At 60.6% G+C, this 24,087-nt stretch carries 21 protein-coding genes; 11 read left to right on the top strand and 10 right to left on the bottom strand.

What is annotated here, in order from left to right:
• Positions 1-126: 126 nt before the first annotated feature.
• The 3 genes from JK213_RS06725 to JK213_RS06715 form a co-directional block, all read right to left on the bottom strand.
• Positions 127-384 carry a hypothetical protein gene (locus tag JK213_RS06725; protein ID WP_099286225.1) on the bottom strand — a complete coding sequence of 86 codons (258 nt, stop codon included), beginning with the start codon at positions 382-384 and terminating at the stop codon, positions 127-129.
• A 77-nt stretch (positions 385-461) separates the two neighbouring features.
• Positions 462-845, bottom strand: coding sequence for a helix-turn-helix transcriptional regulator (locus tag JK213_RS06720; protein ID WP_194261715.1), 384 nt, complete (start codon positions 843-845; stop codon positions 462-464).
• Positions 842-1,489 carry a peroxiredoxin gene (locus tag JK213_RS06715; protein WP_194261716.1) on the bottom strand — a complete coding sequence of 216 codons (648 nt, stop codon included), beginning with the start codon at positions 1,487-1,489 and terminating at the stop codon, positions 842-844. The genes JK213_RS06720 and JK213_RS06715 overlap by 4 nt, the downstream gene beginning before the upstream one ends.
• Before the next feature lie 108 nt (positions 1,490-1,597).
• Between JK213_RS06715 and JK213_RS06710 the strand changes: the two genes are divergently transcribed.
• Genes JK213_RS06710 through JK213_RS06700 form a run of 3 tightly spaced genes read left to right on the top strand, consistent with a single transcriptional unit; the run spans position 1,598 to position 5,039 of the window.
• Positions 1,598-2,524: an MBL fold metallo-hydrolase gene (locus JK213_RS06710; protein ID WP_194261717.1), complete on the top strand. Its 927-nt coding sequence runs from the start codon at positions 1,598-1,600 to the stop codon at positions 2,522-2,524.
• A 51-nt stretch (positions 2,525-2,575) separates the two neighbouring features.
• Positions 2,576-4,264 (top strand): bifunctional protein tyrosine phosphatase family protein/NAD(P)/FAD-dependent oxidoreductase, encoded by a 1,689-nt coding sequence (locus JK213_RS06705; protein ID WP_194261718.1) that lies wholly within the window; start codon positions 2,576-2,578, stop codon positions 4,262-4,264.
• Complete coding sequence (locus JK213_RS06700) at positions 4,245-5,039, top strand: sulfite exporter TauE/SafE family protein (protein WP_194261719.1); 795 nt, start codon at positions 4,245-4,247, stop codon at positions 5,037-5,039. The genes JK213_RS06705 and JK213_RS06700 overlap by 20 nt, the downstream gene beginning before the upstream one ends.
• Before the next feature lie 6 nt (positions 5,040-5,045).
• Here the strand turns inward: JK213_RS06700 and JK213_RS06695 are convergent, their stop codons facing one another.
• Positions 5,046-5,396, bottom strand: a complete 351-nt coding sequence (locus JK213_RS06695) for a hypothetical protein (protein WP_194261720.1) — start codon at positions 5,394-5,396, stop codon at positions 5,046-5,048.
• A gap of 254 nt (positions 5,397-5,650) precedes the next feature.
• Here JK213_RS06695 and JK213_RS06690 point away from each other — a divergent pair, with 254 nt between their 5' ends.
• Both JK213_RS06690 and JK213_RS06685 read left to right on the top strand, forming a co-directional pair.
• Positions 5,651-6,193 carry a cupin domain-containing protein gene (locus JK213_RS06690; RefSeq protein ID WP_194261721.1) on the top strand — a complete coding sequence of 181 codons (543 nt, stop codon included), beginning with the start codon at positions 5,651-5,653 and terminating at the stop codon, positions 6,191-6,193.
• A gap of 122 nt (positions 6,194-6,315) precedes the next feature.
• Positions 6,316-6,738 carry an STN domain-containing protein gene (locus JK213_RS06685; RefSeq protein ID WP_194261722.1) on the top strand — a complete coding sequence of 141 codons (423 nt, stop codon included), beginning with the start codon at positions 6,316-6,318 and terminating at the stop codon, positions 6,736-6,738.
• Between the two features lie 15 nt (positions 6,739-6,753).
• Here the strand turns inward: JK213_RS06685 and JK213_RS06680 are convergent, their stop codons facing one another.
• The 3 genes from JK213_RS06680 to petA are packed head-to-tail and all read right to left on the bottom strand — an operon-like array spanning position 6,754 to position 9,263.
• Positions 6,754-7,458, bottom strand: coding sequence for a cytochrome c1 (locus JK213_RS06680; protein WP_194261723.1), 705 nt, complete (start codon positions 7,456-7,458; stop codon positions 6,754-6,756).
• Positions 7,455-8,618 (bottom strand): cytochrome b N-terminal domain-containing protein, encoded by a 1,164-nt coding sequence (locus JK213_RS06675; protein WP_194261724.1) that lies wholly within the window; start codon positions 8,616-8,618, stop codon positions 7,455-7,457. The genes JK213_RS06680 and JK213_RS06675 overlap by 4 nt, the downstream gene beginning before the upstream one ends.
• Positions 8,619-8,630: 12 nt before the next feature.
• Positions 8,631-9,263, bottom strand: coding sequence for a ubiquinol-cytochrome c reductase iron-sulfur subunit (gene petA / locus JK213_RS06670; RefSeq protein WP_194261725.1), 633 nt, complete (start codon positions 9,261-9,263; stop codon positions 8,631-8,633).
• A 176-nt stretch (positions 9,264-9,439) separates the two neighbouring features.
• Between petA and JK213_RS06665 the strand changes: the two genes are divergently transcribed.
• A complete protein-coding gene (locus JK213_RS06665) occupies positions 9,440-9,913 on the top strand; it encodes a cytochrome c (RefSeq protein ID WP_228125384.1) in 474 nt (157 codons plus the stop codon).
• Between the two features lie 129 nt (positions 9,914-10,042).
• Positions 10,043-10,696, top strand: a complete 654-nt coding sequence (locus JK213_RS06660) for a TetR/AcrR family transcriptional regulator (RefSeq protein ID WP_194261726.1) — start codon at positions 10,043-10,045, stop codon at positions 10,694-10,696.
• Positions 10,697-10,712: 16 nt separating this feature from the next.
• On the opposite strand, the gene JK213_RS06655 is transcribed toward JK213_RS06660, so the two are convergent.
• Positions 10,713-13,037 (bottom strand): TonB-dependent receptor, encoded by a 2,325-nt coding sequence (locus JK213_RS06655; protein ID WP_194261727.1) that lies wholly within the window; start codon positions 13,035-13,037, stop codon positions 10,713-10,715.
• 236 nt (positions 13,038-13,273) lie between these two features.
• On the opposite strand from JK213_RS06655, the gene JK213_RS06650 reads away from it, so the two are divergent.
• Positions 13,274-15,580, top strand: coding sequence for a TonB-dependent receptor (locus JK213_RS06650; RefSeq protein ID WP_194261728.1), 2,307 nt, complete (start codon positions 13,274-13,276; stop codon positions 15,578-15,580).
• Between the two features lie 55 nt (positions 15,581-15,635).
• On the opposite strand, the gene JK213_RS06645 is transcribed toward JK213_RS06650, so the two are convergent.
• Both JK213_RS06645 and JK213_RS06640 read right to left on the bottom strand, forming a co-directional pair.
• Entirely contained in the window at positions 15,636-17,393 is a 1,758-nt protein-coding gene (locus tag JK213_RS06645) for a bifunctional diguanylate cyclase/phosphodiesterase (RefSeq protein WP_194261729.1), read from the bottom strand.
• 287 nt (positions 17,394-17,680) lie between these two features.
• A complete protein-coding gene (locus JK213_RS06640; RefSeq protein ID WP_194261730.1) occupies positions 17,681-18,364 on the bottom strand; it encodes a Fe2+-dependent dioxygenase in 684 nt (227 codons plus the stop codon).
• A gap of 285 nt (positions 18,365-18,649) precedes the next feature.
• Between JK213_RS06640 and JK213_RS06635 the strand changes: the two genes are divergently transcribed.
• The 3 genes from JK213_RS06635 to JK213_RS06625 are packed head-to-tail and all read left to right on the top strand — an operon-like array spanning position 18,650 to position 24,069.
• Positions 18,650-19,822: a TolC family protein gene (locus JK213_RS06635; RefSeq protein ID WP_194261940.1), complete on the top strand. Its 1,173-nt coding sequence runs from the start codon at positions 18,650-18,652 to the stop codon at positions 19,820-19,822.
• Positions 19,819-20,982 carry an efflux RND transporter periplasmic adaptor subunit gene (locus tag JK213_RS06630; RefSeq protein ID WP_194261731.1) on the top strand — a complete coding sequence of 388 codons (1,164 nt, stop codon included), beginning with the start codon at positions 19,819-19,821 and terminating at the stop codon, positions 20,980-20,982. The genes JK213_RS06635 and JK213_RS06630 overlap by 4 nt, the downstream gene beginning before the upstream one ends.
• Before the next feature lie 9 nt (positions 20,983-20,991).
• Positions 20,992-24,069, top strand: a complete 3,078-nt coding sequence (locus JK213_RS06625; protein WP_194261732.1) for an efflux RND transporter permease subunit — start codon at positions 20,992-20,994, stop codon at positions 24,067-24,069.
• The last annotated feature ends 18 nt before the right edge of the window (positions 24,070-24,087 follow it).

The following is a 24,087-nucleotide window of genomic DNA, read 5'->3' as shown; positions in this document are numbered from 1 at the left end:
TCTTAAAATCACTGGTGGCACCATATCCAGTCTGCCGGGCTGAAACCAGTCACGGACGCGGGAGGGGTTGAGAAAATGACAGATTTCGTAATCACAAACCCGCTGACCCGTGTTTTCGCTGGGACATCAGGCCTGTTTCGGCTTGGGAGCGGGGGCTTTTTTCGCCTGAGGGACAGGTGCGAACATCGCGCGGCATTGCGGGGAGAGCTTGTCGATCTTTTTCTGCATGCAGGCTGTGATCTTGGCTTCGTTGGGAATAGCCAGCGCGCACAGGCGCAACGCATCGCCTCTGCAGGCTTTCGTCTGTTCTTCGCGTGTTGCGGCGGAAGCCCCGTGCGTGAGTGCAAGGGACAGTCCGGCCAACGCGATACAATAACGGATCATGTGTGTTCTCCTGATTACTGAAGTAAGCGTGTGGGACTTTTTACAGTTTCAGTCTGAAGAAACTTTATTGGTGACTGTCAGGAGTGAAGAATACGGGCAAATCGCGCCGAAGCCGCCGGGCCGGGTGCGGTTTCGGTGACAGGGGCAGGAAGTTCGGGCGGGAGCGCTCCGGGTTGGAGGCTCATCAAAAGGACGCGCGCGCGTCGGGCGTCGGGCGTGTCGGCCCAGCAGTAGTGAATGGCGCGGGATTCGCGCTGGGATTCGATCAGCCCCGCGCGTCTGAGTGCGCCCAGATGCTGGCTCAGTGTTGGCTGTCCGATGCCGGTCATGGTTTCGATCTCGCTGACGGCATGGGTGCTGTCGAGCAGGGCCGAGAGGATCATGAGGCGTTGGGGCTGGGCGAGAATGCGCAGCCATTCCGCCAGTTCACGGCTTTTCTCAAGGGGAAGCAGGACGGTCATGAACGCTCCCGCGGCATGGGCTGGAAGAACCATTTGGCCCCGGCTTTTTCCACTGCGGCCTGCGTCTGGAGCGGGGGCGCGATGGTGCGCTGTCCGGGCTGCCAGCTTTCGGGCGTGAGGGCTCCTGCGCGGTCGACTTCCTGCAGGGCGCAAAGCAGGCGCAGGAGTTCGGGAACGGAGCGTCCGACCGTGGCGGGGTAGTTCAGGATCGCCCGGACGGTGCCCGTGGGGTCGATCATGAAGACGGAGCGGACGGTTGCGCTGTCCTGAGCCGTGCTGTCGAGCATGCCGTAAGCCTTGGCGACGGCAAGGGATGGGTCTTCGATGATGGGGAAGGGAACATGGACGTCGAACTGCGTCCGGATGGCGTTCACCCAGGCCAGATGGGCTGGAAGACTGTCCGCCGAGATGCCGAGGAGTGCGCAGTCCCGCTGCTGGAATTCTTCCGCACTGCGGGCCAGCGCGATGAATTCGCTGGTGCAGACAGGTGTGAAATCGGCCGGATGGGCAAAGAGCAGCACCCAGTGTCCGCGCAGGGCGCTCATGATGAACTCGCCATGCGTGGTCCGGGCGCTGAAATCCGGAGCGCGGTCGCCGATGCGAAGGGACGGAAAAGACGATTCAGCGGGAGGGGATACGATCATGGTCCGGTTCCAAAAGCATCAGGGCGCTTGACATGCAACACTTACAATATTAACTTAACAGTTAATGAAAGTGTCGTAAAGACATTCCGCAGCCAGAAGGTGGACGCCATGCACGATGCAGCAATTCAGGCCGCGACCGACCAGATCCGGCGGACCGAGCAGGGTGCGACGCCCGTTCCTGTGGTGTGTACGTTCTTCGATGAAGCCACGAACACTGCGACGCATGTGGTCCATTGTCCCGTCACGAAGCGCGCTGCCGTCATTGACAGTGTGCTTGATTATGACGCAGCGGCGGGGCGCACGTCGCATGGTTCGGCACAGGCGATTGTCGATTATGTGGAGCGCGAAGGTCTGACTGTGGACTGGCAGCTTGAGACGCACGCTCATGCGGATCATCTCTCTGCCGCGCCTTGGTTGCAGGAAAAAATTGGCGGCAAGATGGGGATTGGCGCGGATATCACGCTGGTTCAGGCCGTTTTCGGGAAGATCTTCAATGCGGGAACGCGGTTTGCGCGGGATGGATCGCAGTTTGACCGTCTGTTCCGCGATGGCGAGACCTTCCGGATCGGGGAACTTCCCGTAACGGTGCTGCATGTTCCGGGTCACACGCCTGCGGATATGGCGTTCGTGATCGGTGATGCGGCCTTTGTGGGCGATACGATCTTTATGCCGGATTTCGGTACGGCGCGGGCGGATTTTCCGGGTGGAGATCCGCGCCAGCTGTTCCGTTCCATCCGCCGTCTGCTGTCACTTCCGGTCGAGACGCGGCTGTTCCTGTGCCATGACTACAAGGCGCCGGGACGGGACGACTATGTCTGGCTGACGACGGTCGGGCATGAGCGCGGTTACAACATTCATGTTCATGACGGCGTGAGCGAAGAGGAGTTCGTGCAGATGCGCACCGCCCGCGACGCGACGCTTGCGATGCCGCGCCTCCTGATGCCGTCCGTACAGGTCAACATGCGCGGTGGGCACCTGCCTGAACCCGAAGCCGACGGCGTGAGCTACATCAAGATTCCCGTCAATCGCGTCTGAAATCCATTCGTCCGGCACGGTTGTGCCTTATTTTGCGTTTCTGGAGTTCCCATGCCAACCCGTCATCTGACCGACAGCTATGCCATTTCCCCTCAGATTGCCGTGCAGGATATTGCCGATCTGAAGGCGGAGGGATTTCACACAATCCTCTGTTTCCGTCCTGACGGGGAGGCGCCGGATCAGCCGGAAATGAAAGTGATCGAAGCCGCCGCGAAAGAGGCTGGACTGGCATTTGCCGCAATTCCGGTGAAGTCCGGAACCGTGCCGAGCGAAACGCAGATCGCCGAAACGCGGCAGGTTCTGGCGACACTTCCCGCGCCGGTTGTCGGCTATTGCCGCTCGGGTACGCGGGCCGGACAGATCTGGGCTCTGGCTGAGGCGGGCAAGCGTCCTGCGGCTGAAATTTTCGCGGCAACGGAACGGGCCGGGGTGGATATCAGTCGTTTGCGGGCCCGGATCGAGCGTGTGGCCGCGCCGGCGGCGGCCCCGCGCAAGGATGCGGCGCATTTTCAGGTTCTGATTATCGGTGGTGGTGCGGGTGGTCTGTCGACTGCGGGCAGTCTGCTCAAGCGGAACCGGAATCTGTCGATTGGCGTGGTGGAGCCGTCCAATGAGCATTTCTACCAGCCAGGCTGGACGCTTGTGGGTGGCGGTGTTTTTCAGGCCGCACAAACGCGCCGCAAGGAAGCGGATGTCATGCCGAAAGATGTTGTCTGGGTGAAGCAGGCGGCAAAGCTGTTCCGGCCGGATGTGCGCGAAGTGGTGCTGACGGACGGCACGGTCGTGTCCTATGACGCGCTCGTTGTGGCGACGGGGATTACGCTGAACTGGGACGCTATTCCCGGTCTGGCGGAGACGCTAGGCAAGAACGGCGTGACATCGAACTACCGTTTCGATCTGGCCCCTTACACATGGCAGCTTGTGCAGCAGCTCAAGGGCGGCACAGCGATCTTTACCCAGCCGCCCATGCCGATCAAATGTGCGGGCGCGCCGCAGAAAGCCGTGTATCTGTCGTGCGATGCGTGGAAGCGCCGGGGCGTTCTGGATAACATTTCGGTCGAGTTCGATACCGCAACGCCGGGGCTGTTCGGTGTGAAGGATTTCGTGCCCCCACTGATGGAGTACATCAAGCGCTATCACGTCGGATTGCACACCGGATCGAAGCTCGTGGAAGTGGACGGGCCGAACCGCAAGGCTGTTTTCGAACGCAAGGTCGGGGAGAATGTGGAGCGGGTTGAGCGGACGTTCGACATGTTGCATGTCGTGCCGCCGCAGAGCGCGCCGCAGGTGATCCGCGACAGTGCGCTCTCGGGATCGGACGGGTTTGTTGAGGTCAATCCGGCGACCTTGCAGCATGTGCGTTTCCCGGATGTGTTCGCCCTTGGAGATGTGATCGGCACGTCCTGTGCCAAGACCGCAGCAGCGGTTCGGGTGCAGGCGCCTGTGGTGGCGACCAATGTGCTCGCGTTTCTGAAGCATCAGGGCCCGGTTTCGGAATATGAGGGCTATGGCGCCTGTCCGCTGACGGTGGAGAACGGACGGATCGTGCTGGCCGAGTTCAGCTATGGCGGCAAACTGGCTCCGACTCTGCCGAAATGGCTGCTCAACGGACAGAAGCCGACGCGCCTTGCCTGGTGGCTCAAGAAATACGTCATGCCGCTGATGTATTGGGACGGGATGCTGAAAGGGCGTGAGCTGATGGTCGCGCCCAAGCCTCTGAATGCGAAAAAGGGCGGCTGAGCGGATCGTGCATATTGCGCTTGAGCTGGCCTGCGGTGTTCTGATCGGGTTTACGCTGGGACTGATCGGGGGCGGCGGGTCCATTCTTGCCGTTCCCCTGATGGTCTATGTCGTGGGTGTGGAAAACGCCCATGTCGCTATCGGAACGAGCGCCATGGCGGTAGCGGTCAACGCTTTGGCCGGGTTGGTCAGCCATGCCCGCGCGGGGACGGTCAAATGGAAATGTGCGGGCATTTTCGCGCCGTGCGGTGTGGCGGGAGCGTTCATCGGGGCGGCGTTTGGCAAGGCGGTGAATGGCGAAAAGCTGTTGCTGTGTTTTGCGCTGCTGATGGTCGTGGTCGGTGTGCTCATGCTGCGGGGGCGTCGCAACAAGGGTGAGGCCGGGGCGGCGTGTAACCGTCAGAACATGCCGCGCGTCATGATGGCCGGGGCCGGGACGGGAGTGTTGTCCGGATTTTTCGGGATTGGCGGCGGGTTTTTGATCGTCCCGGCGCTGATTGCCTGCACACGGATGCCTATTCTCAATGCGGTCGGCACATCGCTGGTCGCGGTGGCGGCGCTGGGGGCCAGTACGGCGCTGAGTTACATGCTTTCGGGCTATGTGGACTGGGTGATGGGTCTGCTGTTCGTCGCGGGGGGCGTCATCGGCAGCTTTCTCGGGACCCGTGCGGCGAAGCGCCTTTCAGGCTCCGGTCCTGCGCTGACGACGTTCTTTGCCTGCGTCATTTTCACGGTTGCGGCTTACATGATCTGGAAGAGCCTTGCTGCATTGTAAGGCGTGTCAGTCGAGGCCGAAATTCGGAAAAATCGTGAAGCACACCATCGAGAAATAGAACATGACCGCCAGCAGGATGTGACACATATAAAGTGGTGCGATCATGGCGCCGCGCCTGCGGAAAAACGCCATCAAAACACCGAAGGCCGCAATGGCGACGGCGAGCGCCACGTTTAGCATGAGGCGATTGTCACCATTGCTGATCGCAATGACGAGAAAGACCGCGCCAACAATGGCTGATCCGACATGGACGGGCGTGAGGAAGCTGAAAGGGCGCTTGTAGCGGGCCGCGAAAATAGCGAGCCAGACGCCCATGATCACCGTGAGAGTGAAGCACCCCGTCGAAGCATACAGCATCAGTCGTCCATCCTGTCTCTGCGCAAAATCGCGGAGCCGTGACTGGAGCAGTCGGAAGTCCGCACATGCCGTTCTGGTGGTTTGTTTACCCCAGAACGGTTCTGCGGGCCATATGTTCCGGACGATCATGTCTTTGCCTGTGCGGGCATATCACAAACAAATACCGCCTACAGGTATAATGATTTTCAAGGTTTCCTTTCTGTTTCGATATGACATAATCATGAAACGAAACAGGAGAGGGGGCATGGGACAGGATGGATCTGGGAGCGCGCCTGCGGTTTGTCCGGACAGCCAGAAATCTGTCCCAGCGTGAACTGGCCAAGCGGACCGGCGTCACCAATTCCACCATTTCCCTGATCGAATCCGGGGACATGAACCCCTCCGTCGGGACGCTCAAGCGGGTTCTGGACGGGATTCCCGTAACGCTTGGCGAATTTTTCAGCATCGTCCCGGAAGGTGGAGACAAGATCTTTTACCGTGCGGACGAACTCCTGACCTTCGAGCAGGGAGGCGTGGTGTTCCGGCAGGTGGGCGCGTCCTCATTCGGCAGGACGCTTCAGATTTTGCGGGAAAACTATGCGTCCGGCGCTGATACGGGCGCTGCGGTCTATGCCCATGAGGGTGAGGAGGGCGGTTTCATCCTTCACGGGCGTGTGGAAATTACGGTTGGAGAGCGGCAGGAGATCCTTGGGCCGGGGGATGCGTATCATTTCGACAGTCGCCAGCCACACCGGTTTCGATGTCTGAGTTCCGAAGGCTGTGAGATCATCAGCGCCTGTACGCCACCGACATTCTGAGCTTTTTGTTCTGATCTTCAAAAGAACGGGAGGGATGTGGCCGTCTCCCGGTTGCTGCGTTCTATCGTCTGGTGGGCCTGTCAGACATGTGAGATGGGTGTGCTCAGGGGAGAGCCACGGGCATGCGAGACCGTCCGTATCCTGAACGTATTAACTGGCGGCGTCTCATATCCGGATCTGTGCGGACTGGGCTACGCGTGTTGGTGTGCGTGTGCGTTCTGGAGGGGACGGTATGGGGAGAGACTGTCACGCGGACACCTGACATCTGCCCGGTTCGCAAAAGCGTTTTGCAGATCGACACGAAGGCGCTTGCAGCGGCTGTCGCAGAACTGGAGCGCAAGACGCGATGCCCGGTATTGATGGATGATGCGCTTTTGCAGGACGGAAGAAGCGTGGCCGTCAGGGGGCTGTATACACCGCGGGATGCGCTGGTGCGGCTGCTGGGCAATGCGGAACTGGACGTGATCGAGACGGTTCAGGGGCTGGCAGTCATGCCGCTGACCTATCGCGAGGCGCATCGCAGGGATCACGCCTCGCATCTATAGGCTCTGCGTCACTCATCAGGGGCGCGATTTCCAGATCCGGCGTTGCAGCACGAAGGTCAGGAGGGCCATCAGGGCGAGGTACGCCAGAACGTAGAGGCCAACCCGTCTGCGTTCTGCTGCGTGGGGATGTGCGACGTCGTTGAGGAAGGCCGAAACGTCGGTCGCCATTTGTTGGGTGGTGGCTTTTGTGCCGTCCGGGTAGGTCAGCATTCCGTCCTGAAGGGGCGGAGGCATGCCGATATGCTTCCATTTCAGGGCGGTGTTGTAATAGCGGCCGTCATCGAGTTTCACGCCTGCAGGTGTGGGGGCATAGGACAGGAGGATGCGCCGGATCTGTTCTGCGCCCCCCGGTAATGTCATGGCCAGACGGGAGAGATCCGGCGGAAGCAGCCCGTGATTGGCCAGACGCCCTACAGCCTCGTTGGGATAGGGCGAGAGGATGGGATCGGCGGGTGTGGCGGGACGGGTTTTCGGATCGCCATTGTCGTCCGTTCCGTTCGGAATCTGCTGATCGGCAGCCCAGCTTCGGATGGCGTCTGGAGACAGTCCGAAGGCGGCCATATCGCCGTAATCGACATGGTCCATGCCGTGGCAGGCGGCGCAGACCTGCTGAAAGACCATCAGGCCACGCTGAGCGGGTGTGCTGGCGCAGGCGGGAAGGGTCGCGAGCAGGGGGGGGAGGCTGGCGACAAGTATGAGATTTCGGATCAGGCGGCTCATGATGTGATCTCCCGTTCCGAAACGAGCGGCATGACCACCAGAAAATGGATGAACCACCATGCCATCGCCAGACGGCTGACGATCAGCCATGTTTCGGTCGGCGGATGCATCCCCGCGACGCCCAGCAGAATAAACGACAGAAAAGCCAGCGGCAGGGACAGGCGCACCAGTGGGCGGCGTGTGGCCGAACGGGTGGGGGAACGGTCCAGAGAGGGCAGGGCGAACAGAACGGCGAGGCTGCCGACGGCGAGGAGCAGCCCTCCGAGGCGGGACGGCACGGCGCGGAGGATTGCGTAGAACGGTGCGAAATACCATTCCGGCCGGATGTCACGCGGCGTCACGAGTGGATTGGCTTGAACATAATTGTCCGCGAGCGTCAGCAGATTGGGCAGGAAAAAGACCAGCCCGGCATAGACCATCAGGAACAGGCAGAGCGCGAAGCCGTCCCGGCTGGTGTAATACGGATGGAACGGTAGGGTCTGTTTCGGGCTGACGGGGTCGATGCCGGAAGGGTTGTTCGGCTTGACCACATGCAGGGCCGCAACATGCAGGGCGATGACGGCGAGGATCGCAAAAGCCATCGTGAAATGCAGCACGAACAGGCGGTGCAGGGCCGTATTCCCCAGCGTTTCGCCACCCAGAAGCAGTTCGGAAACCGGCTTGCCGATCAGGGGAATGGTATGGGCGGCATTCAGGACCACTGTGGCGCCCCAGTAGGACATCTGCCCCCAGGGCAGGACATAACCGGCGAAGGCCGTGACCATCACCATCAGCATCAGGCCCAGCCCTGTTAGCCACAGCAGTTCGCGCGGAGCCTTGTAGGAGCCGTACCAGAGGCTGCGCGCGATATGGATGTAGAGGCAGGCGAACAGCATCGTCACGCCGCCCATATGCAGGCTGCGCAGGAACCAGCCTGAGGGGATCTGACGGTCGATCGCTTCGACGCTGGCGAAGGCCTGCGTGATGTCGGGAGTGTAGTTGATGGCGAGGAACAGGCCACTGGCGATCATGATGGCCATCGTGACCATCAGGAAGGCGCCGAAGCTCCACAGGGCATTGAGGTTCCGGGGCATCGGAAAGGCAATGTATTCGCGGCGCAGCACGCTCATGACGGGCAGGCGCCGTTCAAGCCATCCGGGAGTTTTCTCAGGTGCGGGCATGGGGTCCGGTCCTCAGATCTGCTGGATGTCGGACATGCTGAAGCCCGGATCGCCCGCGCTGTGGCCGATGCGGATTTTCGTGTCGGAGAGGAACGTCACCGGCGGGACCGGCAGATTATACGGTGCGGGCGCGCGCTGTGCGACACGGCCTGCGGCATCGAAATGCGAGCCGTGACAGGGACAGAAATACCCGCCTTCTGCCTCGGGCGCCGAACCGGGTTTCTCGAAAGACGGAACGCAGCCCAGATGGGTGCAGATCCCGACCAGTACCCCGTAATCGGGGTGGACCGAGCGGTGCCAGTTTGTGGCATCTTTCGGCTGCTGGAGCATTTTCGAGTCTGCGTCGCGCAGGGTGGCGATGTGGGCGGGGGTCTGAAGGGCGGCCAGCATCTGTGGTGTGCGGCGCTGGATGAAAATGGGCCAGTCCTGCCATTGCACGGTCATATCCTGTCCGGGCGCAAGGGAAGACAGATCGACCTCCAGTGTTTTGTCGGATAGCGTCGTGGCGGAGGGGTTTTTCAGGCTGTTGAGAAAAGGGACGGCAAGGGCGCAGGCCCCCGCGCAGCCCAGTGTTACGGTTGCGGTCGTCAGCAGGTCGCGCCGTTTCGTGCCGCCCGGGGAAGGGGACGTCTCGCTCTGGGTCATGCGGAACCTCTGCCGACTGTGCCGGAGTTCCGGCAGGAAAGATGCGCGCAGGATAGGCGGATTTGCGCTTTCGAGAAAGACACGCTGCCGCGCCGGGAGCGGTAGCTTTCAGACGAAGCGGGGGGTAGTGTGTTTCAAACTGCTACGGCAACGCATCTTCCGGAGGGCTTCGGGCCATGACGATGAGACACGGATTTAGGATCATGCTGGCGGGGCTACTTGGCATGGGGCCGTTGGCGGCGTCTGGGGCGATGGCGGCGGATGGTGCGGCGCTCTACGCGGGAAAATGCGCGATGTGCCACGGGCCTGCGGGCGCTGGACGGCCCGGCACGTTTCCGGCTCTTGCGGGGCGGGTTGGTGCCATCGCGTCTTCACCCGAAGGGAAGGCCTATCTTGCGGCGGTTCTGGTGAACGGGCTGCATGGGCCGATTCTTGTGGAAGGGCAGTCCTACAAGGGATTCATGCCGTCGTTTAAGACGCTGTCCGATAGCGATATTGCGGCTGTTCTGAGTTATGCGGCGACGTTGGGGGGCGGATCATCGTCCGGGATTTCCGCTCAGGAGGTCGCATCCGTCCGGTCGGTCCCGATGGATGCAGCGGCAGTTCAGGCCAAAAGAACAGCGCTTCAGGCGAGTCACGTTATTCCCTGATGGAAAATGGACATCTTTTGATATCAAATAAACGCAATTGCGTGTTGTAACGAAGCGTCCATCTCTGACTAGCTGCGTTAAATCACGAGATGATGTTGACCGATTAAATGGTCAGGAAGGGGAACACTTATGTCGCAGACCGTAGTGACACATACTTTACCGCTAAAGCCTGCTCATGTTCCCGTCCGGGACCGTGCGTTGATCCGTGCGCCGGGACGGCCGATCAATCTCGGGCTGAAAGACAATATCCTCGCGGCGATCGCGCAGGTTCTGGCGGAGGAAGGCTATCAGGGCCTCACCATCAGTCGCGTGGCCAAGGCCGCAGGCGTTTCGACCGCTACGGTCTATCGGCGCTGGCCGACGAAACAGGCGATGTTCTTCGATGCAATTCGTCTGTGGCGTGATGATCTGACGCCGCAGATTGATACGGGCAGCTTTGCCGGGGACGTGGACGAGCTGATTGCCGCGCGCATCCGCTTCCTCGCTACCCCGCTGGGCCGGACTTACGGAACCCTGCTGGGCGAGGCTGTGCATGATCCGGAGTTCGGTCAGGTTCTGTGGGAAGTCAGTGTGGTGCCGGCGCGTGCGCAGATGGCATTGTTTCTTGAGCGCGCAAGCAAGCGGGGCGAAAAGGTTTTCTGCCAGCATGCCGATACGGTGCTGGACATGCTCCTCAGCACGATCCATTTCCGCGCTATGAACATGCTGGGGCGGGAGCCCATGGACGCGCAGAGCAATCTGCGGGAAATCCAGTCGCTCGCGCGGTGTCTGATTTCCTGCTGAGAGGGCAGGCGCCTTATCAGAAGCCGTATGAGATCCGGCCGCCGATAAAGCGCGGCGGTCCGGGGATGTAGAAATAGGTCGTCGTCGCCATGCCGCCGCTTTCGAAAAAGCTGCGGTTGAGCAGGTTGGAGGCGTAAATCGTGGCCTCCCACTTCCCTGATGACGGGCGCAGGGTCGCATGGGCGCCGAGCAGAAAATACGGTGGCAGGCGATAGAATCCGGTGCCGCCGACCGCGATGGCCTGACTGCCGCGATAGGACCAGTCTGGCCCGACATCGAGCCCGAGCGCTGATGTCAGAGGCTGCCGCCATTCCGCCTGACCGTTCAGGGTCAGCTTGGGCTGGCCGTTATCCACGCCTGCGAAGTTGCTGTTCACGGCCCGCCAGACGCCCGTTTTGGCATAGGCCGCATTCGTGGCGGCGCGGTTGACGTTCAGAAAGTCCTGATAATTGCCACGCTGCCAGCCAATGTTCTGCGTTACGAAAACATGGCGTATGGGGTGAAATTCGACCGTGCCTTCGAAACCCCAGCTTTCGGATTTCGGGACATTCGTGATTTCACTCAGCGGACCGTAATTCGGGATCAGGACCGTGCCGACAACCTGCTGGCCGTGGAAGTCGTTATAGAACGCCGCACCATTCAGGCGCAGGACATTGGGGATCGGATCGCTTTTGAAGCCGAATTCGTAGGTCAGAACCGTCTCGGGGCCGAACGGGTCAAGCTGGGCCTGGATCTGGGTGTTGTTGGCGCTGAAACCGCCGGGTTTGAAGCCCTTGCTCATCTTGTAATAGACGAGCGTGGTTTTTGTCGCCTGCCATGAGACGCCGACCTGTCCGGCGAACTGGGCCGCAGCCGTGCTTTCGCCGTGGAAAGCCGTCGTCTTTCCGCCGAAAATTTCAGACGTCAGGCCCGGCAGGCTGCGGTCGTCGATTTCGTGCAGCAGGCCCGCAAACAGTGTCACGTTATGCGGCAGGCGATAGCTGACATGGCCGAATTCGGACGTGCTTTCCTGATTCATGGAAAAGGACGTCGCCATCATGTAACCGCGCGCCGCATAGTCGGTATAATCGAAGAAGAAGCGCTGTTTCATTCGGCTGCGCTGATAGAATGCGCCTACCACCCATTGCAGGCGGCTGTCCGGATTGCTGGAGCCCAGACGCAGTTCCTGCGTGAAAGCATTGGCGCTGATGGTGCGGTAGGTGTCGGCTTCGGCCCGTGAGGTGCCGTCCTGATCGGTGTATTCGCCCTGTCGTCCGGTTTCAAAGGCTGTGACGGACGTGAGTTTCGCAACTCCGAAATCATGGTCCATATGCAGGTCCCAGCCCCAGAACTGGTTGTGTTCGCTGGGTTTGAGACCTTCCGGGCGTCCGATCAGGTTTGCGAATTGCGGCCGCATCGACCATTCGGCCTGTTGCTGGCCAAGATGCGGCAGCGCGGCCGAGCCGATCAGGCGATGGACGGCCTGACTGGTGACGACCTGACTGTTGTCCTGTACGAAATGCCCGGACAGCAGGATCGTGGTGCGGTTGTCATCCGAATGCCAGCGCAGCTTGCCGCGCAGGGCGTAGGAGTCCGCATCGCCCAGATGGGCACCGTTCTGCGGATCGGTCTGCCAGCCGCCACCCTGCCGGATCTGTCCGGCCAGACGGAAATCGAGCCCCTTGGCGATCGGGCCTGAAATATAGGCCTCGCTCCGGCTTCGGGCGTAAGACGCGATGTCCTGACTGGCGCCGTAATGCCATGTGCTGGTCGGGTCGGCGGTGCGGAAGCGGATTTCGCCGCCGGTATCGGACTGGCCATGCGTGGTCCCGACCGGGCCTGGAGCAACCGTGACGTCCGCCAGATCGAACATCAGCCCGCTCGACAGGGTCGAGAACGCGAACGGCACGTCATCGAAATAGGTCATGACGGTAGGGATGTTGTTCTGGGTGAAGTCGTTGAAGCCGACCCCGCGCAGGTAGAAATTGTTGGAGGCCGTGCCGTTGACCGACTGGATTGTCAGGTTGGGGGCCACGCGCTCCAGACCGCGCAGAGTGACGACGCCGCGCTGGATCAGGCGTTCTGCGCTCAGGCGGGTGTCGGCATCGGGGAGATGCTGTGCTGCAACGAAGGCCAAATCCGTGCGGCGCGCGGTGACGGCGATCGTTTCGGTATTACGGGCCTGAACGGATTGTGGGACGGTTTTGTGCGGAGCTGGTTTTGCAACGGCCGGATGAGCGTTTGCACGATGGGGCGCTCCGGTTTTTCCCGCCAGCGGCTTCGCTTTCTCCGTCGGGGCGGCGAGCGCGAGGGACGGACCGAGGAGGCTGGCGCTCAGGAGAAGAGCCTTGCGAAGCGTCATGGAAAGGTCGGAGCTCCTGAAAAGGACGGCGTCAGTCGTGGGGGTAGTCTGCCTGAGAGCGCAGGCAAACCCGGCAATTCACGGTGCTTATATTGTACTTGTGCAACAGCGCCAACGCGCAACGCCTTGTGGCGGGTGGGCGGGGCAGATTTCGCTTGAATCGTTATGATATAACATAATAAGAGAGCCGCTCTGACAATCCTTCGTCTTTGCCTGCATCCCCGTCCGGAGGTTTCATGCCGTCTTTCGTGTCTGCCCGTTCCTTTCTGCTGCTGCTGGGTTGCACTACCGCCCTTGCCGATTCCGCGTTTGCCCAGTCGGTCACGCCGTCCGCAACCTCTTCCCAGACAACTGCGGCTCCCGCCGATGCCCAGACGGACGATGAGGCTTCCGCTGCCCGTTCCAGCTTCGGCCATGCTGACGACCAGCATGGAACGACAACGACGGAGACAAGCCGGGCAGGTGAGGATGCGGTGACGGTCAACGCCCATCTCGAACGCGCCCGCGCTGCGCTACAGCCGTCAACGGGGGCCACGGTCTATAATTTTTCGCGTCAGGCGATCGAGACCAATCCGGGCGGCGACAATGCACCGCTGAACGCCCTGCTGCTTCAGGCTCCGGGCGTGGCGCAGGATAGCTACGGGCAGATCCATATCCGCGGTGACCATAATGAAGTGCAGTTCCGTCTGGATGGCGTGGCGCTTCCCGAGGGCATGAGCGTGTTCGGACAGACGCTCATGACGCGTTTTGCCCACTCCATGTCCCTGACGACTGGCGCGCTTCCCAGCGAATACGGATTTCTTCAGGCTGGTGTGATCGATATCACCACCAAGAACGGCTATTCGGATGCTGGCGGCGACGTTTCGATTTATGGTGGTGCGCGCGATTACTTCTTTCCGTCCGTGCAGTTCGGTGGTCATCACGGTAAGTGGGACTGGTTTGCGACGGGTGATTTCGTGCATAACCGCGTCGGTATCGAAAACACGACGCCGAGCTTCAATGCTCTGCACGATCTGACCAACCAGTATCATTTCCTCGGTCACGGCCGTTACACGGTTGATGAGAACACCCGGATCAGCTTTACGGCCGGTGTGTCCAACGCTGAATACCAGCTTCCCAATAACCCCGGGCAGCAGCGCCAGTTCGCCAATCCGTCCTTTGCCAACAGCGACCTGTCGCAGCAGCTTTACGGGAATGGCGACAGCTCAAGCCTGAACGAGCATCAGAAGGAAATTACGGATTTCGGCATCCTGTCCCTGCAAAAGGACATGGGCAAGCTGAGCTTCCAGACGTCCGCCGTGATGCGCTACAGTTCCCTGCGCTATTCGCCCGATCCGCTCGGCGATCTGGTTTATAACGGCATTGCACAGCGTGCGGCCCGTTCGGTCTTTTCGACGGGAACGCAGTCGGATGCCACATGGCAGGCCGCGAAGGATCATACCGTCCGCTTTGGTTATCAGATCTATGTGGAACGTAACGTTTCCAAATCGGATTCAACCGTCTATCCGCAGACGGGTGAAGATGCCGACGGGGGCGCGATTTATTCCGACAATCCGCTCACCATTCATGACGGCACGGGCCGTACGGGTTGGATGTACGGGCTCTATGCGCAGGACGAATGGCGTCCGCTCAAGAACCTGACAGTCAATTACGGTCTGCGTTTTGATGGCGTGGATGAATACACGCATGCCAAGCAGGTCAGCCCGCGTCTGAACATTGTTTACAAGCCCTGGCATGGCGGCACGTTCCATGCGGGATATTCCCGTTACTTCACGCCGCCGCCGTTCGAACTGGTGGGGGGTACGTCGCTCAACAAGTTCGCCAATACGTCTGCGGCGCCGGGAACGTTCCTTAATAGCAACGTTAAGGCTGAGCGTGACCATTATTTCGATGCGGGTTTCGCACAGACCATTCTGCCGGGCTGGCACGCTTCCTTCGATGCGTATGTGAAGCTCGCCAAGAACATGATTGACGAAGGCCAGTTCGGTTCTCCGGTTATCCTGTCGGCGTTCAACTATCGTCGTGGTCAGGTTCATGGGTATGAATTCGCGACGGACTATACCCGTGGTGCGTTCAGCGTTTACGGCAATTTCTCCTGGTCCCGCGCGATCGGCAAGGACATCACGACCGCTCAGTGGAACTTCGATCCGGACGATCTGGCCTATACCAGCAAGCGCTGGATCCATCTGGATCATGATCAGCGTTGGACTGCTTCGGCAGGTGGAAGCTACTCCTTCTTCCACAGGACCGGTCATCCGCTGCGGCTATCGGCTACGATGGTCTATGGCAGCGGTCTGCGGGCTGATGGTGCGACACCCAACGGTGCTTCGGTTCCGCAATACGCTACATTCAACCTGTCGCTGGTCCAGTCCTTCAAGGATCTGTTTCAGGTTCCATTCCTCAAGCGGACGCAGCTTCGTCTGGATGTGACCAATCTGTTTGACCGGACCTATCTGCTGCGCGATGGCAGCGGCATCGGCGTCGGGGCGCCGCAATACGGTCTGCGCCGCACGATCCTGACCGGTATTGATCAGCGTTTCTGAGTAACACGATCTGACGGGCTGAAACTCCCGTCAGGTTTCCCCGGTACGAGGCCCTTTACAGAAGCGCCTTGTACCGGATTTTTTCCAGTGCATCCGGGATGTCCATCACAGGCACCGCTTCGCACAGAAAATCTCCCTGCACGAAATCACATTCCATTTCCAGAAGCGCGCGGACCTGTGAGGCGCTCCTGATCCCTTCAGCGACCACCTTGCGTCCGAGGCTGTGGACGATGTCGATCACTCCCCTGATGATTGCCGCATCGGTCCCATGACGCTCCAGGCCTGCCACGAATGCGCGGTTGATCTTGACGTAGTCGAACGTGATGGTTTTGAGATGGGTCAGGGACGCAAAGCCCGTGCCGAAATCGTCCAGCGAAATCTGGACCCCCTTGCGATGCAGGGTATCAAGTTCGCGCTCGACCTGCTGGTGGTGCGGTCGGGAAAAGATATTTTCGGTAATTTCGAGTGCTAGAGAATTGAGCGGAACATTCATGCCATCTGCAAGGCTGTCGAGTTTACGGAAAAAGTCGGTATTCTCGAAATCGCAGGATGTGATGTTGATGGCGATGCGCTCAAAGCGGATGTTTTGTTCGCGAAGTCTGCTCACATCTTCCATAACCCTGTGCGTTACGAAAGTATTCAGGGTCATGGTCAGGCTGTGGTCTTCAAACACCTCAGGAAAATACTGCGGAGAAAGTACTTTATGCTGTGGGTGGTCCCAGTGCAGGAGGGCTTCAAATGAAATACGCCCGGGGATGCTGAGGGAAAAAATCGGCTGATAGAAGACTTTGATGCTCTGATCTCGCAAACCGGTCTGAACGCGCCGACGCAGACGGGCCGCGAGGTCCAGTTTTTCCTCCATGACGGGATGGTATTCCCGCATGCGGTTTCGGCCTTCGGTCTTTGCGGCATAAAGGGCCAGATCGGCGCATTTCAGGAGAGTTTTCTCCCGCGCATCGGAGAGGGGCACGGACACATAACCGATACTCACGGTACAGGCATGGGTCATGGTCCGGTTGCGGATGCTGAAGCGCATCTGCTCCAGGATGTCCTGAAGGATCGTTTCAAAAAGAGCCAGAGTGTCGCCTGTCATGAGGACGGCAAATTCATCACCGCCGATGCGGGCGATGAAACAGTTCTCGCTTTCGAATTCCTGCAGTTTTTCGGCGACCTTGCGCAAAAGGCGGTCGCCGGAATCATGGCCGGACGTATCGTTGATTGTTTTGAAGGTGTCGATGTCGAGCAGGGCCAGACAGAGATGGCTTGCGGTGCTCGTGCGGAGGGTCTTGCGCAGGATATGGGAAAAATGCAGTCGGTTGGAAATCTTGGTCAGGAAATCGGTATTGACGACTTTCTGTAATTTCTGCCGACTTGATTTGAGATGGTTTTCAGCCTGCTTGCGGTCAGTGATGTCAAAGCGGATGGCCACATAGCTCGTGACTTTTCCGCTTTCCGAAATATGGGGTACAATTGTGGTGTCGACCCAGTAAAGGCTGCCATCCTGACGACGATTGCAGATTTCGCCGTGCCAGACATTCCCTGAGGCAATTGTGCGGTACATCTGTCGGAAGAATTTCTTGTCGTGCTGCTTTGAACGCAGCATGCGGTGGTCGTTTCCGATGAGTTGATCACGGGTATAACCGCTGATTTCCTCAAACCGGTTGTTGACTGAAAGAATGCGACCGCGTGTATCGGTGATGGCGACAATAGCGGAACAGTCCAGGGCGTGAAGGACAAAGTCATCACGGGCGCCCTGAGGCCAGTTTTGGACAGAATTCAGGCTTTCCCTGAAGTCATCCTTTTGCTTTTCCATCACCCGAATTGACTCTCTCGATAGGAGAATTGACTATTATCCTACAATAATTAAACGTTCGTTAAAAGGCTGTCCGGGTATGTTCGGGTGGAGCGTTCCCGGATTTGTTGCAGGATTTTTTCTTTTCTGCGCGGATGATGTCAGCTTTTATTTAATCTCTTTCAATAAAGATGGTTTTTGTCAGACCGCGTCAGCAATCTGATCTTCCATAACGCCTCTGATATGTGCTTGAGAACCCGTTTTCCTGTTTTTATATGTGTCGATAACCGGGAATGTTACGGTCGGATTCAGAGTTCCGCCCATTGCCGCAGAAGGTTGTGATAGGTCGATGTCAGGCCGAGGACGGCAGGGTGGCTGTCCGGCAGGGCTTTACGGGTTTCGATGATGGAGCAGTCGAAGTCGTAGAGCAGTCTGCGTTTCGTGTCGTCACGTACCATGGACTGGGACCAGAAGAACGAGGCCCAGCGACTGCCGCTGGTGATGCGGTTGACACTGTGCAGGCTGGTCGAGGGATAGAGCACCATATCCCCGGCAGGAAGTTTCACACTCTGGGTGCCGTAAGTGTCCTGAATGACGAGTTCGCCGCCTTCATATTCCTCCGGGCCGGTGAGGAACAGCGTGGAGGACACGTCGGTCCGGATGCGCATGCCCGTGCCGGGAACAGGGCGGATGGCATTGTCCACATGGGCATCGAAATGCATGCCGGTATCGTAGCGGTTGAAAAGCGGCGGATAGACGCGCAATGGCAGAGCGGCACTGTTGAATGTCGGATTGCGGCCCAGGGCGCGCAGGATGATTTCCCCAAGCTCTCGGCATTCCGCAGAGTCCTGCGGGATCTGGAGGTTCAGTTTGGCCTGTGCGGACTGTTCTCCGGCGGTGATGCGGCCATCCGTCCATTCGGCCGCTTCCAGCCTGCCGCGGAAATGGCGGACCTGTTCGGGAGTAAGGACGTTCGGGATGTGGATCAGCATGGGTGTCGGGCCTCAAATGAGAATAACTCTTAGCTTGGAGTCATAAGATCGTTTGGGAAGGGGAGCAATTGGCGCGGGGGCCGTGTGCGGCATACGGAATTGGGCAAAAGAGTCGCATTTCCGTCCGTTGACACGTCCTGTCGGTCGGGGGATGAGACGGGAATGGCATTTCATCCCCTTTGCGTTGCGCAGTGTGCAGGAGTGTCGCGCAGGCTGCTGGCCAGCGTGGCGCTTGTGGCCGTAATCTGCCTCGCAGGCGCAGATTGCGGCCGTGCCGAAGGGAGTATGGCCGCACCACTTTCGATGCATGATGCGATTGCTGCGGCCTGGAAAAACGATCCCGTCCGGATCGAGCTTGAGACCAATCAGGAGTCCGCGGATGCGCGGGCGAAGGCGGCGCAGTCCTGGTTTGCGGGCGGCCCGACGCTGAGCGGTGAATATTATGACGACCGCATCAGCGGGGACAATCACGGCTATATCACCTGGCAGGGGGGTGTCTCAGTGCCGCTCTGGCTACCGGGTCAGGGCACGGCGACCGAGAATGTTGCGAAGGCTGAAGCGAAAACTGCGACCGTTCGCTTGGATGTGGAGCGCATGTCTGTTGCGGTACGGGTCGTGGATGCGACCGGGGCTGCGATTATGGCGATGCGTCGGCAGACTGCTGCACTGGCGACAGTGTCCGCCTTGCGCCGGATCGAGGCCGATGTGCAGCGGGCCGAGCGTTCGGGCGAAACCGCAATGTCCGACCAGCAGGCCGTGGAGGCGCAGCTTGCCCAAGCCCGGACTGAAGCCGACATGGCTGCCGAGGACATCGAAACCACTGCGAGCCAGTTGCGGACCCTGACCGGTCTGCCGGGGGTGCCGGATATCACGCAGGCGGATGACCACTGGCTGGCGCTGACGCGGGCGAATGACGGACGCTGGGTTGAAGACATTGATCCGCGTGTGCGGGCGACGCATCAGGCCGTGATTGCGGCGCAGAACCAGATGAAGCTGGTCCGCAGGAGCTTCATGCCCAACCCCGAAGTGGGCGTCGATGCGATCGATCAGGGGCAGTATGGCAGTCCGTGGGATACGCAGGTGGGCGTCAATCTGCGGGTGCCGCTGCCGAGTGCAGTGACGAATACGCCGCAGGAATCTGCCGCCCGGGACCGCATGGCTGCGGCAACACGACAGGAGGTCGAGGCGCGCCGGGCCGTGCGGAACGAGATGGCGCAGGTCCGGGCGCGGCTGGTGGCGGCGACCGGCGCGCGTTCCAATGCCCGTATCGAAGCCAGTTCCATGCTGCACCGAGCAGACGGGATGGAGCGGTCCTGGCGGGTAGGCGAGACGCCACTGATCGAGGCGCTTCGGGCCCGGACGGATGCGTATCGCGCGCTGCTGGACCTGAATCGTGCAGAAATTGCTTGGCATGCGGCCGTTATCCGGATGGGCATTGCGACGGGGACCATTCCATGAGCCGCTTTTCACGTTTTCTGCTTGTCGGGGTGGCTGCATGTGCTCTGAATTGTGCGCATGCGGCTGAAACGCCGGGCTGGATGCAGCCGCTGACACTGGGGGCGCAGGCGCGGGATGCGGAGCATCTGCGGACTGCGATTGTCCGGCAGGGAGCCTTGCATGACACGGTCTCTGCGCTGGCTCAGGCGAGTGCGGATCTGTCCCGGACGGTCGTGATCCGTGCGAGTGGCGACGGCAAGGTCACGGCGGTCCGGGTGACGCCGGGGCAGACCGTGGAGCCGGGGCAGGCGCTTATTGATTACACCGATCATTCACTGCATGTGCTGCATCTTCAGATGGAGCAGGATCAGGCGGCTCTGGCTTCGGCGAAAGCGACGCTCGGGGAGGCCGAACTGGCCTACCGGCGGGGGCAGGCGCTTGTCGGCAGTACCGTGTCGGTCGGGGAAGTGCGGCGACGTCAGGCAGCGGTGCAGCAGGCCCGCAGTATGGTCGTGGCGCGGGAAGCGGATATCGGGCTGATCGAACACCGCCTGACAGAAGAGTTCACTTCCGTGACGGAAAAGATCGTGCAGGACGAAGCCTCCACGCTTATTTCGCCGGTGCGGGGTGTGGTGCAGTCCATCCAGACCTCCGTAGCGTCGGATGTGACGCCGGGGCAGGCCGTGGCGACGGTTGTAGATCTGTCGGGCGTGTGGATCGTCGCGGATCTGCGGCCCGATGAAGTGTCCCGATTAAGTGTGGGAAGCGTCGTGACGGTTCGGCCTTCGGGCAATGCGCGGGCCGAGCCGTTCCGTGCGAAGATTACGACGATCGACGGCGTTGCGGACCCAGTGACGGGGCTGGTCAAGGTCGTCTGTGTCGTGGACCGGCCGGTGGCGTTTTTGAGGCCGGGGGTGATGCTGGATGCGACCCTTGAAACCAGCGAGGCTGTTGAGGGCATGATCGTCCCGGCCGACGCGGTGCAGACGATCGAGGGGCATGATCTTGTTTATGTTCAGACGTCGGAAGGCCAGTATGCGCCGCGCGAAGTCCGGGTCAGGCTGGCTACCGATGAAAGCGCCGTCGTGCAGGGCCCTTTGAAAGTGGGGGACAGCGTGGTGACGGAAGGCAGTTTTGCCCTGAAATCCATGTCGCTCGTCAGCGGGCTGGATACGGACTGAGCGGGTTTCATGCTGCGTTTTTTCCAGTCCAACCGTTTTGTCCTGCTGGGTCTGCTCGTCGCGCTGATGATCGGCGGGATCATGACCGTGCCGGGACTGCCGGTCGAGCCGGTGCCGGATATTTCGCCCAAACAGGTCATGGTCTCCGTTACGGCTCCGGGGCTGGCGACGGAAGAGGTCGAGAAGCTCATCACCTTCCCCGTCGAGGCCAGCCTGACCGGAATTCCGGGCGTGACGGATCTGCGGTCCGTGTCGCGGACGGGGGTGTCGGCGGTCTATCTCCAGTTCGATGATGCGACGGATATTGATCTGGACCGGGCGCGGGTATCGGAACGGTTGCAGGCGGCGCGAGACAGCATCACGCTACCGGGTGTGAGTGTGTCGATGGGACCACTTGCGACGGGCATGGGTGAGATCATGCAGCTCCAGATCCGCGGCGGTGGCCTGTCGCTGATGGAACTGAACCGGCTCATGACCTGGACGGTCGTGCCGCAGCTTCGGCTGGTGCCGGGCGTGGTGGATGTCAACGTCAATGGCGGGGCGGTCGAGACGTATCAGGTGGCGGTCGATCCGGCTCGGATGCGGGCGTTTGGTGTGTCGATCGGCGACATCGTTCAGGCCGTGGACACCAATAATGCCTCATCGGGTGGTGGCTGGATCGCGCATCATGCCGAGCAGAATGTCGTGGTCGGGCGTGCGCTCGTGGGCAGTCTGGCGGATTTTGGCGCCATCCCCGTGAAGTTCGGCACGAATGGTCATGTGATCCGCCTGCGCGACATGGGTGTTGTGTCCGCAGGGCCGCGCACGCGGCTTGGAGCCGTGACGCGGGACGGGCAGGGCGAGGCAGTCATTGGCGTCGTGATGATGCAGACCGGCGCAAGTTCGAATGCGACGCTGGATGCGATCCGGCATGTCCTGCCGACGATCCGCCAGTCCCTGCCGCCGGGTGTCACGCTGGAGCCGTTTTACAGCCGGGCGGATCTGACGGGCCAGACCATCCACACGGTCAAGGAAAACCTGTTGATCGGTGCGGTTCTGGTGCTGTTCGTGCTGGTGGTCGTTCTGGGGGACTGGCGAGCGGCGCTGGTGATCGTGTCCGTCATTCCGGCGTCGCTGGTCGCGGCGATGGCGGGGATGCGGCTGTTTGGCGTGTCGGCCAATCTGCTGAGTCTGGGCGCGATTGATTTCGGGATGATCGTGGACAGTTCGCTCGTCGTGGTGGAGCACATCATGGTCGAGCGTGGCGAAAACCGGGAAGGAAAGCCCTTTGCCGCGCTGACAGCGGACGCGGCGCATGCCGTGGTGCGGCCGGTGAGTTTTGCAATTTTCGTCATCATCATGGTCTATCTGCCGGTGCTCACGCTTCAGGGCATCGAGGGCAAGATGTTCCGGCCGATGGCGCAGACGGTTATCATGGCCCTGCTGGCGTCGCTGGTTTACTGCTTCGTCTGCGTGCCGGTTCTTGCGGCAATGCTGATGCGCAAGGTTCAGGCGGACCGGGAAACCGTGTTCGTCCGGACCGTGCGTCGGTATTACGAACCCGCCCTGCGCTGGACCGAGCACCATAGCGGGCGGCTGCTGATCGTCACGGGTGTGGCATTTCTGGTGGCGATACTGATCGGCGGTCGGCTAGGTGGGGAGTTCGTGCCGCAGCTTGAGGAAGGCTCGCTGGTCGTGACCTCGACGCGCCTGCCGGGGGCTTCGCTGGAGACAGTGCTGGCGAGCGTGACGGCGGAGGAAAAGATCCTGCGCTCTTTCCCCGAAGTCCGGACGGTTGTGAGCAGCACGGGGACGGCGGCGATCCCGACCGACCCTATGGGGACGAACGAGACCGATACGTTCGTTTTCCTGCGTCCCCATGACGAATGGAAAACGGCGTCTACCCAGACGGAACTGGTCACGAAAATCAATGACGCCCTGCAGAAAACCCTGCCGGATGCGGCATATTCGTGGTCTCAGCCGATCCAGATGCGGATGGACGACCTGCTCGCCGGGGTCAGGACACAGCTTGCGATTTCGGTCTATGGCGATGACCTGTCGGAACTGAACCGCATTGCCGGACAGGTTGTCACGACGCTGCAAACCGTGCGGGGCGCGGCGGATGTCGCGTTGCAGGGAAGCGGGACGGTGCCGTTCCTGCATATCGACGTCAACCGCGATGCTGCCGCACGGCTTGGGGTCGCGGTACCGGATATTCTGGCAGTGGTGGAGGCCGTGGGCGGTCATGTGGGCAAGCCCGTGACGGTGCAAGGCGCGATCATTCCCACGCAGGTGCGTCTACGGGCGGATGCGGTTAGTTCGCCGGACAGGATCGGGCATCTACAGGTGCGCCGGGCGGATGGAAAAGGCTGGGTTCTGCTGTCACAGGTCGCGGACATTGTGCTGTCGGATGGTGTGCCGCGCATCGACCGGGACAATATCCACCGCCGGGTGATCGTTCAGGCCAATATTCGCGGGCGGGACGTCAGTTCGTTCGTGGCGGCTGCCCAGAAAGCGGTGGTGCAGACTGTGAAATTGCCACAGGGCTACCGAATGGTCTGGGCCGGGCAGTTCCGCAATCTGCAATCGGCGCTGCACCGTCTGTTCATTGTTGTGCCGATCGCGCTGGCGCTGATTTTCCTGCTGCTCGTGGCGGCTCTGGGATCGTTCGGCGCGGCGTCGCTCGTGTTTGCCAACCTGCCGATGGCGGCGACGGGCGGCATTTTCATGCTGGCGCTGCGTGGGCTGCCTTTCAGTATTGCGGCAGGGATCGGGTTCATCGCACTGTTCGGTGTGGCGATCCTGAACGGTGTGGTGCTGGTCAGCCAGATCCGCGTGTTCCGGGAACAGGGGCTGGCAGCGGCGGATGCGGCGTTTCAGGCGGCTCGGAGCCGGTTGCGACCGGTTTTGGCGACGGCATCCGTAGCCAGTCTGGGCTTTTTCCCGATGGCGTTTTCGGGGGGATCGGGCGCGGAAGTTGAGCGACCTCTGGCGTCTGTCGTGATTGGAGGGCTGATGTCCTCCACGTTGCTGACGCTGTTTGTCCTGCCGACGCTTTATGCGCGGTTCTTTGGTCGCGACGATCAGGAGGCACCGGAGCAGAAGTGAATCTGCCCGGTGCAGGGG

This window comes from Gluconobacter sp. Dm-44 (assembly GCF_018256175.1).
Lineage (GTDB): Bacteria > Pseudomonadota > Alphaproteobacteria > Acetobacterales > Acetobacteraceae > Gluconobacter > Gluconobacter cadivus.
This window is presented reverse-complemented; position numbering and strand designations above follow the sequence as displayed.